The following is a 10,651-nucleotide window of genomic DNA, read 5'->3' on the forward strand; positions in this document are numbered from 1 at the left end:
GCGGCTCCGGATGGACGGACCTGGGCCATGGTGACCGTTCCCGCCCACCCGTCCGTCACCGAGCGGCACCCCTCTCCCGTCCACTGGCGCTCCCTCGTGCTCGACCCAGCCCTGGCCGGGGCCGTACCGGGCCGGGCGCGGCCCAGACGCGTGGAGTTCTTCACGGCGCGGCGACCGGACGACGGCTGGGAACTTCCACTGGCCGACGTCCTGTCCGTCCCCCTCGCCTGGCATCCGCGGCAGCCCCTGGCGGCAGGACTCGCGGTGCGTGGCCACCGGGCTCACCCGTGGATCGCCGACCTGGCGGCCCGGACGGTGCGGTTGTACGAGGACGTGACCGCCGCCACCGGTCTCACCGAGCCGGGCCGCCCCCCGATCGTCTGGCTCGATGACGGCCGGCTCGCGCTGCTGGTCCCGGCACCCCGGCACGAGCCCGCCGCGGAGCCGCCGGCCTGGCGGGCCGCGGCCTTCGAAGCCACGGGGCCGGGGTTCGTCTCCTTCGAGCCCGGCCTGGAGGAACTCCGGCGCGCCGCGGGCACCCGTCCGGCACTGCTCGACTCGGCGGACGGCACGGTGAAGGTGCTGGGCCCGCCCCTGCTGGTCCGCTCGCTGGCCGCTGTGGACGGTGCCCTGTTGGTCGGGCACGTCGACCCGACGGGCACCGGCCCGGACGAGCACGGACTGTCGTGGAGCGTCTCGCTGCTGCGCCCGGCGGAACCGGGGCGGCTGCGCCCGGCCACCGTGTCCGCTCCGGACGCGTCGCGCGCCTCGGCGGAGCCGGGCCCGGCCACCGGGGCGTCCCCGGCGTGGCCGTCTCCCGGCCCCGACACCGTCCACCCCGTCGCCACCGGCTTCGCCGACGCCCGGCTCATGGTTCCGCCCGGCGGCTCCGGCCCGCTGCTGCTGTGGATACGGGCGCTGCGCCGAGGCGAGACCCCGTCGCCCGGGGTGCCGCACTTCCTTGCGGCGGCCGGACACCGCACCGCAGTACTCGACCTGCCGCTGCACTGGCCGGACGACGCGACACCGGACCTGCTGCACGGCCAGATCACCGGTGCGGTGGCCACCGCCCTGGAGATCCTGGACACCCGCGGCAGCACGGTCGCCGTCGGAGGACACAGCTTCGGCGCGACGCTCGCGCTGTACGCGCTGGCCCACCTGCCCTCGCCGGCGGGAGGGATCGCCCACAGCGGCTGCTACAACCGGACCCTCACCCCGACCGGCTTCCACTACGAACGGCGCTCGCTGTGGACCGCGCCGGAGATCTACCGGGCCTTCAGCGCACTGCACTTCGCGGACCGGCTCGACCGTCCGGTGCTCATCCTGCACGGCGCCGAGGACACGAACCCGGCCACCACCCCGGACCAGGCCGTCGAGCTGTACCGGGGAGTCGTCGCCACCGGCGGAACCGCCCGGCTGGTGCTGCTGCCGCAGGAGGGACACACCTTCCGGTCGCGTGAGGCCCTCGCCACCGTGGCCGGGGAGCACCACGCCTGGCTGGAGAAGCTGGAGGCGAACTGAATGACCGGTGACCGGAGCGCTTCGGTGTCCATGCGGGAGCTGACGGGATGCGCGCTGTTCGCGATGCGGCTGGCGTGGCGGGCCGACCGGCGCAGTCTGCTCCAAGTGCTCCTCGCCCAGTCCGTCTCGGCCGTCGGCCTGGTGACGGTCCTGCTGCTGGTCCGGTACGCGATCGGCGGAGCCGTCGCGCCGGGCGGCGGCGGGGCCCGGGCCACGCAGAACGAATGGCTGATCGCCGTCCTGGCCGGTCTGGTGGCGCTCGGTACGGGCGCCGGCGTCCTGAGGGCCGTCGCGGGCGCGCGGCAGCGGGTGCTCGCGGTCAAGGTGGACCGGTTCGCCCTCGACATGGTGCTGCGGGCCGCCGGGCGGGCGGAACTCCCGGAGTTCGAGCACCCGGCCTACCACGACCGGCTGCAGCGTGCGGTGTTCGCCTCGCGCGCACAGCCGGCGATGGTGGTGACGGCGCTGGCCACGGGCCTGCAGGCCGTCCTGACCGTGGCCGCGGTCACCACGGTGTTCGCCGTCCTGGCGTGGTGGCTTTTGCCGTTCGCTCTGCTCGCCGTCCTGCCCACCCTCAAGGCGGCCCGCGACGAGCGCAGCGCGGGCTACGACCTGCACCGCTCGCTGTCCGAGAACCGGCGGGCCCGCCAGTACTTGGAGCGGCTGCTGACGGGCCGCGACGAGGCGAAGGAGATCCGCGCGCTGGGCCTGGGCGGGATGCTCCGGCGGCGCTGGACGGCGCGGTACGGCCAGGAGATCGAGCAGGTCCAGGCCATGCACCGGGTCCACGTCCGACGCAAGATCACGGCGCGGCTGGCGGGCGACTTGACGACGGCCGTGGTCATCGGTGCGATGTGGTGGCTGGTGGCGGCCGGCCGGGTCGGGCTGCCGACCGCGCTCGCGGCCCTGGTGGGCCTGTGGCAGCTCTCGCTGCGGATGCAGATGATCGGCGCCCTGCTCAACGGCCTCGGTGAGTCGGTCCTGTATCTGAAGGACCTGCGGGGCTTCGCCGCCACGGACATGGAGGAGCCCGCCGCCGACCGGCTCCCCGCGCCCGCCCCGGAGTTCACCTCCCTGAGCGCGGAGTCCGTCGCCTTCGGCTATCCCGGCTCCCCCGTCCGCGCCCTGCGGGACGTCACCGTCAGGGTGCGGGCGGGGGAGATCGTGGCCCTGGTCGGAGCCAACGGATCGGGCAAGACCACCCTCGCCAAGATCCTGGCCGGGCTCTACCGGCCGGACAGCGGGCGGCTGGTGTACGGGGAGGACACGGACCCCGGGCCGGAGCGGCTGCGCGCGGCGAGCGCCGTGGTGTTCCAGGACTTCGTGCGCTACAAGCTCCCGGCCGTCGACAACATCACGTTCGGTCGCCCGGAGACCCCGCCCGACCGGGCCCGCGCTGTACGGGCCGCCGAGCGGGCCGGGGCCCATGGCTTCCTCGCCCGGCTGGGGGACGGCTACGAGACCGTGCTGAGCAAGGAGTTCACGGGCGGCACCGACCTGTCGCTCGGGCAGTGGCAGCGCCTCGCCCTGGCCAGGGCCTTCTACCGGGACTCCCCGTTCGTGATCCTCGACGAACCCGCCGCCTCGCTCGATCCGCAGGCCGAGGCCGACCTTTTTGGCCGTATCCGCGAACTGTTCGCCGAGCGCGCGGTGCTGCTCATCTCGCACCGCTTCGCCAATGTCCGCGAAGCCGACCGGATCTACGTCCTGGACGCCGGCCGGGTCATCGAGCAGGGCGGTCACGAGGAACTCATGGCCCGGGACGGCACCTACGCCCGGCTGTTCCGGCTGCAGGCCGAGGCGTACCAGGAGGTGTAGGTCCTGTTCCCCGGCGGCGGCCGGGGAACAGGACCGGCCCGCGGAGGCCCGGAGGACGAATCCGGGACACATACGTCCCGCACCGCTTGACACCCCCTCTCGGATTGTTTCATCATGCTTTCACTAACTGATTAGTGAAAGGGTGTTGGGTGATCGAGTTCCGGATCGACCGTCGCTCCGGGGTGGCCACCTACCTACAACTGGTCCACCAGGTCAAGCACGCGCTGCGGCTCGGCCTGCTGGAGGCGGGGGACCGGCTCCCCACGGCCAGGGAGGTGGTTGCCGCCACGGCGGTGAATCCGAACACGGTGCTCAAGGCCTACCGGGAACTCGAGCGTGAGGGGCTGGTCGAGCCGCGGCCGGGCCTTGGAACGTTCGTCCGGCGGTCCCTGGCCAGTCCGGCGGCGGCGGCGGACTCCCCGCTGCGCCGCGACCTCGAGGCGTGGATGGCGGCCGCGCGGGCCGAGGGGCTGACCCGCGACGACGTCGAAGCGCTGGTCAAGGCCGTCATCGACACGCAGTACTGAGCACATGAGCGCACGAAGGAGCGTGACCGGTTGAGTACGACCGAGGGCAGTGCCGCACTGGCGGCGGAGGGGCTGGGCAAGCGCTACAAGCGCGGCTGGGCGCTTCAGGACTGCACTTTCGAACTGCCGCGCGGGCGGGTGTCCGCGCTGGTCGGCCCCAACGGGGCCGGCAAGAGCACGCTCATGGCACTGGCCACCGGCCTGCTGACTCCCACTACTGGGGCAATCCGGGTCCTGGGTGAGGAGCCGGGGAGGGGCGGGGCCCACCCCCGTTTAGCTTTCCTCGCCCAGGACAAGCCGCTCTATCGCCGGTTCACCGTCGAGGAGATGCTGCGGGCCGGTCGTGCCCTCAACCAAGAGTGGGACCGGGCGTACGCGCGTAGCCTGGTCGACGCCGCCGGGGTTCCGCTCGGAGCCAGGATCTCCACCCTCTCCGGCGGGCAGCGCACCCGCGTCGCACTCGCGATGGCCCTCGGCCGGCGGCCCGAATTGATCGTGCTGGACGAGCCGTTGGCGGACCTGGATCCGCTCGCCCGCGAGGAGGTGATGCAAGCCCTGATGCAGGAGGTCGCCGAGACCGGGATGACCGTCCTGCTCTCCTCGCACGTCCTTGCCGACCTGGAGGGCATCTGCGACCATCTGCTGCTCCTCGCCGGCGGCCGGATGCGGCTGGCCGGGGACGTCGAGGACCTGGTCGCCGGCCACCGGTTGATGATCGGGCCGAGCCAGGGTGCGGAGGGTGGCTTCCCCGACGAGATCGTCGTGGAGGCCCGCAGCACCCAGCGCCAGGCCACCGTCCTGATCCGGGGCGCGGCCCCGGCCGGGCTGCCGGGCTGGGAGGCACACGAACCGACTCTGGAAGAGTTGGCGTTGGCCCATCTGCGGTCCTCGCGGAAGGCGGGGGACAGGAGCGCGGCGACGGAGGTGGCGGTCGCATGATCTGGGTCGCCTGGCGCCAGCAGCGCCTCCAACTCCTCGTCACCACTCTGCTCGTCGTGGCGGTGGGCGCGGTGATGCTCTACCACCGGGCCGACGCCGTCGCCTTCATGCAGGACCGCGGCATCGCGGGCTGCCTCCGGATCGGCGACGCGCCCTGTACGCGCGGCGCGATGGCCGCGCTGAGCGAGGAGTACAGGACGTACGTCTCGATCATCCCGATGGTGCTGCTGTGCCTGCCAGTGCTACTGGGGATGTTCGCCGGGGCACCCCTGTTCGCCCGCGAGTTCGAGCAGGGCACCCATGTCTTCGGGCTCACCCAGTCCGTCGGCCGGGGCCGCTGGTGGGCCGTGAAGTTGCTCGTGGGCGGCGCCCCGGTGGCCCTGCTCATGCTGATCCTCGGACTGGTCGGCGTCTGGGCCCTGAAACCGCTGAACCACGTGACGCGCGGCCCGATGATGACTCCCGGTTTCGAGACCCAGGGCCCGGTGCTCGCCGCTTACACCGTCCTGGCCTTCGCCGTCGGGGTGACCGCGGGCTTGCTGTTCCGGAACACCCTCGCCGCCATGGCGATTACGCTGGGGATCTACCTCGTCGTCCTGGTCGGGGTCGGCGGCGGGGTCCGGCCGCACTACTTCGCGGCGGAGCGGATCACCGGGACGGTCGCCCAGAGTACCGGGGAGAGCGAGCGCGGCGGGACCAGCTGGATCCCCGACGACGCCTGGCGGGTCGGGTCGACGTACTACGACAGGGAGGGGCGGGAGATCTCCTTCGATCCCTCCGGCTGTGACGGCACAGAGACCATCCAGAGCTGCCTGGGTAGGCAGGGGGTGGCGGCGCAGAGCGCCGATTACCACCCGGCTGGACGGTTCTGGGACTTCCAAGCGGTCGAGAGTGGCATCTTCCTCGCGCTGTCGGCCGGCCTCCTGGGTCTCGGGGCCTGGTCACTGCGCCGCCGCGTGCTGTGAGTCGGTTTTCCGGCCCGCCCCGGCTCTCGTCCATGGCCATGGACGAGAGCCGGGGCGGGCCGGAAGACTACGCGTCCCCGCGGTCCGGAGCTCCGGACGCGCCCTGGACCGCGAAGGCCGCGGCCCAGGGCGTCACCGGGAACCCGGAAACCTCCTCCGCGATCCTCCGGCCCTCCCGGGTACCGCCGGGCAGTCCGCGCGGCCGGCCGGTCCGAACGGCACCTCCCGCGAGTTCCGTGCGGGCCTGCTCCCTGGCGAAGCACCTGAGGACGTCGTACATGCGGTAATGGCCCGACGGGGTGCTCTCGATCAGGTGACCATCCAGCAGCAACTCGACCGCCCACTCGGCCCGCGCACGCGGGATCCTCAGCGACTCGGCCACCGTCGTCGGGCGGACCTTGGACATGCCCGGTTGTCCGAAGAGCAGGAAGGCTCGTGTGAGGGTGCGGTCCGCGTCGTCGACGCGGGCGAGGGTCTGGTAGCTGGCGGCGAGGCTGGCCCGTACCTCCAGGTCGTCCACGCGCAGGGCGCTCAGGCGGTGCCGTTCGTCCGCCAGTTGGCGGACGAATTCTCCGGCCGACAGATCTGTCCGGGCGTTCAGCCGCGCGGCCGCCACCCGGAGCGCGAGCGGCAGACCCCCGCAGTACGAGGCAAGTTTGCGCAGCGTCTCCGGGCCCGGCGTGGCGCGCTCGCCGTCGAGCAGTCGCCGCAGTACGGCCTCGGCCTCCGGCGGCGGTAGGGGGCGCAGTCGGACAAGGCGGGAGCCGTCGAGGGAGACCAGGCCGGAGCGGGAGGTGATCAGCACCGCGCTGTGCCCGTGCGCCGGGATCAAGGAGCGCACCTGCCCGGCAGAGGCGGCGCCGTCCAGGACGACCAGGACCTTGCGATCGCTCAGGACGGTGCGGAGCAGGGCCATGCGCTCCGAGGCGTCGGCGGGCAACTGGGCCGCGGGTATGCCCAGGCCACGCAGCAGCCTGCCGACGATCCTCTCCACGGGCAGCGGTTCGGCCTCTGGCGTCGCGCCGCGCAGCTCCACGTATAACTGGCCGTCGGGGTAGTGCGCCGCAGCGCGTCTGATGGCGCGCAGCGCCAGGACCGACTTCCCGACCCCCGGCGGGCCGGTGATCACGGTGACCGGCGATGGCGCGTAGGGTGCCGTCAGCCAGTTCGCGACCGATCGGAGCTCCTCCTCGTGGCCGACCAGGTCGGGCGGGCAGTAGGGCATCTGCCATGGGCGGGCCGCAGGGTCGCCGGAGCCGGAGCCGGGGGCCGTGTCCCGATGGGCGACCCTGCAGTACGCCTTCCGCCACGGCTCCGGGTCCAGGCGGCAGGCCTGCACGAGGGTCGTGACGAACTCCTCCCTCGGCAGAGTGGTGCGGGCGAGCACGGAGGCGATGGTGGAACGGGGCAGGTGGTGCCCCGCGCGGCGGGCGCGGCTCTCCAACTGGCGGTAGGTCAGCCCCGTGCGATTCTTGAGCATCCGGAGCCCCGCGATCAGTTCGCGTTCGGTGTGGATCCCGTCGGGGTCCGGAAGCAGGTGGGCGGGTAACGGCAGGAGTTCCTCGGACACGCTTACCCCTTGGTCGTTCGTCCGGTCGGGTCAGTCTCTGCTGCCGAAGGGTTCGTCGTCTGGCCGGCACACGGTCCCATGTCGGGGGATTCCCCTTCCCAGCAGATAGTCCGTGGTGATGGCGTCGACGCAGTCGCTCAGGCCGAGTGCCGTGTGACCGATCATGTCGACGGTCACGAGTTCGGCTCGCCCGAGCTGATCGGTCATGTGTTTGGAGAATCGATACTGCGTGACCGGGTCGTGGCGATTGCCGATCACGAGGATTGGCCGGTCGGTCGGCCGGTTCCAGGGCCCGGTGTACCGGTCGGTCTCCCGGGCACGTACCGGCCAGGTGGCGCAGACTGTCGACTCGAAGGCCACCATCCGGCCGAAGGTCGGCGCGTGGCGCTCCCAGCGGTCCGCTCGTGCGGGCCAGGAGCCGGGGGCCGGAGGGTAGGGCTTGTCCAGGCAGTTGTACGCATCCTCGGAGTCGTCCCCGCGGTACGGTGCGTCCGCCCCGGCGGTGCGGTCGGTGCCGGCCGCGTGCGCGACGCGCGGTGCCGACTCCAGGAGGGCCAGCGTGCGGGCAAGGTCGGGGAGCCGGGAAGGGATGGCCAGCGCGTTGGCGACCTGCGCGGTGAAGGTGCTCAGGGTCACGACGGTGCCGTCGGGCAGGCCCAGCGGGCCGCCCCGCAGCCGCTCGCGGATCCGGTCGAACGCCCGGCCGGGGTTGCCCGAGCCGAAGGCGCAGTCGGTGCCGGCCCGGCCGCAGTCGCGCAGGAACTCGGCGAGCGCGATCTCCATGCCGACGGCGCGCTGCCGGTCGTACTCAGGACCACTAAGCGAGCGTAGACGGGGATCGACGTTGCCGTCGAGGACCATGGCGTCGACGCGGTGCGGGTAGAGGTTGGCGTATGTGGCGCCCAAAAGGGTGCCGTAGGAGAACCCCACGAAGCCGATGCGCCGCTCCCCGATCGCCTCGCGCAACCGCTCCATGTCCCGGGCGGCCTGGAGGGTGGTCATGTGCGGCAGTAGCGGGCCGGCGTTGCGGGCGCAGGCCGCCGAGTGCCGGGCGGCCGCCCGTGTGGTTCCCCCGATCTCCGCCGCGGTCACCGGTACGGGAACCGCCCCCCTCAGTGCGTCGTCATGTTCGCCCTGGCTGCGGAAGCACTTCAGCGGATCGCTCAGGTTGACACCGCGCGGATCGAAGCCGATGACGTCGTACCGGGCCAGGACCTCCGGGTCGAGGAAGCGCTCGGCGCGGTAGGCGGTGTGCAGGCCGGATGCGCCGGGACCGCCCGGGTTGACGAAGAGCGCGCCCCTCCGGTCGTCCGGGTCGGTGGCCCTGCGGCGCAGCACCACGATCTCCATGGAGCCCGCGGAGGGGTGTGCGTGGTCCAGTGGGACGCGGTACCGCGAACAGTCGGCGACCGCCGGGTCCACGGGTGCTCCGGTCAATTCCCGGCAGTCCTGCCAGCGAATTCCGAGAGACGCGGACCCGGTGTCCGGCGGCGGGGCGGCGGAGGCGGGAGGACTCGCGGCGCCCCAGACGACGGCGGTGAGGAGGGCGGTTGCGCACGCCGACAGGCGGCGCGGCACGGACAGGATCTCGCGGACCAAGGAAGCTCCTCTTGGCTGGGAGGGCGATGAGGAAGGCAGGGTGACCGGGAGCGGCTCCGCGCCACGCGCGCACGGGGCCGTGGGAGGGACGAAGGCAGAAGAGGGGGAAGGAGGTCAGGCGGCGGGGAGAAGTTCACGCAACTGCGCTGCCACCGTGGCCGCGTAGGGGCGGGCGCGGTTGGCGCCGAGCCAGGTGAGCGCGTCCCGCCACAGCAAGGCGCGGCTGACGATGCCCGGGAACGAAGCCAAGCGGACGGCTTCGGCCAGCCGCCCGGCGTCGGCGGCGCCGTCCCAGGCCGCCAGGTAGGCGTTCGTCACCCGGCGCGCGGCGCCGGAGTCGCCGGGCACGAGAGAACGCAGGTCGCGCAGCACGACGTCGAGAGAGACGAACGGGTGCCCCAGCACACTCTCCGCCCAGTCGAAGATCAGCGGTCCCGCGTTGGTGAGGGTGTGGTTGCCGCGCCAGATGTCCAGGTGCACGATCGTCTGCGGTATCCCGAACGCGGCAAGCTGTGCGCAGTGGCTCCGGAAGGTCTCGGAGAAGCCGCCGAGCCGCCGTCTCTCGGCAGCGCTCAGCCCCTCGGTGCCGGAGACGAGTTCGTCGTAAAGGCCGGGGAGGACCTTGAGCCGGTGGTCCGGGCACCCCGCGGAGAGCAGCGCGTCGGCCCGGTCGGCCATGCCGCGCTGGATGCGCGCCAGTTCCGGCACCATCCGCGCGTATGCGTCGACGGCCTCCGCCGGGCTCGAGGAGTGGGAGACCGTGCCGAAGTCCTCGGTGAGCATCCAGTTCTGCCGGGTGTCGACGGCGAGAACCCTGGGAACGGCGGTGGGGAACCTCTCCGAGAGCAGGAGGCTGACCGCGGCCTCGTGGCCGTACACCGGAGGCGACGCCTTGAAGTAGAGGTCACGAGGGGCGGCGGGCAGGCGTAACTGGCGGGACCAGGCGCGCATCCCGGGCTGCTCCGGGCGCCCGGTGCTCCGGGAACCCGCGGCGGACAGTCCCTCCAGCGCCCACTGAACCGCCGAGGAGTACCAGCCCGGACGGGTCCACGGCGGCCGTCCCGCCGCGCCGTCGTCCACCACTTCCGCCAACCAGTGGTGGAGCGCTGCCCGCTGCCCGGGAACGGGCAGGGCGATTCCGGGTAACTCCTCCGCGCGGAACCAGCGGCCTTCCTTGGGGGGCCGCTCGTCCACCGGCTCGTGCACGAAGAACCGTGGGTCCTGGCCCACGCAGTCGAGCGTCGCCACGGAAAAGCCCAACCGGTCCGCGATGTCGGCGTGGACGTCGTGGAGGCCGGAGTTGAGCTGATGGGGAAGGGCCCAGCCGTCCGGGCCGGCCAGGAGAAGTACTTCGGTGGCGGTCTTCCGTCTGCGGGCGATGATCGCGAACTGGCGTGGTGCGGACTTTCTCACACGGCCCCCTAAGCACTTTGTCTTTTCATATGACAATGAATGGACGCTAGTGTGGCCTCTGTTGTGCGTCAACGGTGCGACGACCCTGCGGCGAGGGGGCGTGACCTGCCCGAATGTCGCGAGCCCGAGGAAGGACGCCGGTAGGCAGCTTTGCCTAGGGCCGGCTGGACGCGGTCCGGCCGAAGGTGCGCAGGCGGAGACTGTTGCCGACGACGAAGACCGAGGAGAAGGCCATCGCGGCGCCGGCGATCATCGGGTTGAGCAGGCCGGCGGCGGCCAGCGGCAGGGCGGCCACGTTG

At 72.4% G+C, this 10,651-nt stretch carries 8 protein-coding genes; 5 read left to right on the top strand and 3 right to left on the bottom strand.

What is annotated here, in order from left to right:
• Window positions 1–27 precede the first annotated feature (27 nt).
• The 5 genes from IF47_RS0116590 to IF47_RS0116610 all read left to right on the top strand — a co-directional run bounded on the left by IF47_RS0116590 (window position 28) and on the right by IF47_RS0116610 (window position 5,770).
• The gene (locus IF47_RS0116590; protein WP_031509577.1) at window positions 28–1,521 is read left to right on the top strand and encodes an alpha/beta hydrolase family protein; all 1,494 of its coding nucleotides are present in this window, start codon (window positions 28–30) and stop codon (window positions 1,519–1,521) included.
• Window positions 1,522–3,339, top strand: coding sequence for an ABC transporter ATP-binding protein (locus IF47_RS0116595; protein ID WP_051717784.1), 1,818 nt, complete (start codon window positions 1,522–1,524; stop codon window positions 3,337–3,339).
• 149 nt (window positions 3,340–3,488) lie between these two features.
• The gene (locus IF47_RS0116600; protein WP_031509579.1) at window positions 3,489–3,866 is read left to right on the top strand and encodes a GntR family transcriptional regulator; all 378 of its coding nucleotides are present in this window, start codon (window positions 3,489–3,491) and stop codon (window positions 3,864–3,866) included.
• A 30-nt stretch (window positions 3,867–3,896) separates the two neighbouring features.
• A complete protein-coding gene (locus IF47_RS0116605; protein ID WP_031509580.1) occupies window positions 3,897–4,805 on the top strand; it encodes an ABC transporter ATP-binding protein in 909 nt (302 codons plus the stop codon).
• Entirely contained in the window at window positions 4,802–5,770 is a 969-nt protein-coding gene (locus IF47_RS0116610) for an ABC-2 transporter permease (RefSeq protein ID WP_031509581.1), read from the top strand. Before IF47_RS0116605 ends, IF47_RS0116610 begins: the two co-directional genes overlap by 4 nt.
• Window positions 5,771–5,837: 67 nt before the next feature.
• Here the strand turns inward: IF47_RS0116610 and IF47_RS27915 are convergent, their stop codons facing one another.
• The 3 genes from IF47_RS27915 to IF47_RS0116625 form a co-directional block, all read right to left on the bottom strand.
• Window positions 5,838–7,340, bottom strand: coding sequence for an AAA family ATPase (locus tag IF47_RS27915; RefSeq protein ID WP_031509582.1), 1,503 nt, complete (start codon window positions 7,338–7,340; stop codon window positions 5,838–5,840).
• A gap of 30 nt (window positions 7,341–7,370) precedes the next feature.
• Complete coding sequence (locus tag IF47_RS0116620; protein WP_051717785.1) at window positions 7,371–8,939, bottom strand: alpha/beta hydrolase; 1,569 nt, start codon at window positions 8,937–8,939, stop codon at window positions 7,371–7,373.
• A 114-nt stretch (window positions 8,940–9,053) separates the two neighbouring features.
• Window positions 9,054–10,352 (bottom strand): aminoglycoside phosphotransferase family protein, encoded by a 1,299-nt coding sequence (locus IF47_RS0116625; RefSeq protein ID WP_031509584.1) that lies wholly within the window; start codon window positions 10,350–10,352, stop codon window positions 9,054–9,056.
• Window positions 10,353–10,651 lie beyond the last annotated feature (299 nt).

It is taken from the genome of Streptomyces megasporus (assembly GCF_000718985.1).
GTDB classification, from domain to species: domain Bacteria; phylum Actinomycetota; class Actinomycetes; order Streptomycetales; family Streptomycetaceae; genus Streptomyces; species Streptomyces megasporus.

What these genes read in the sequence shown, in the direction of transcription:
- IF47_RS0116610 (WP_031509581.1), top strand. Translation starts at nt 4,802, where the DNA reads ATGATCTGGGTCGCCTGGCGCCAGCAGCGCCTCCAACTCCTCGTCACC.
- IF47_RS0116595 (WP_051717784.1), top strand. Translation starts at nt 1,522, where the DNA reads ATGACCGGTGACCGGAGCGCTTCGGTGTCCATGCGGGAGCTGACGGGA.
- IF47_RS0116590 (WP_031509577.1), top strand. Translation starts at nt 28, where the DNA reads ATGGTGACCGTTCCCGCCCACCCGTCCGTCACCGAGCGGCACCCCTCT.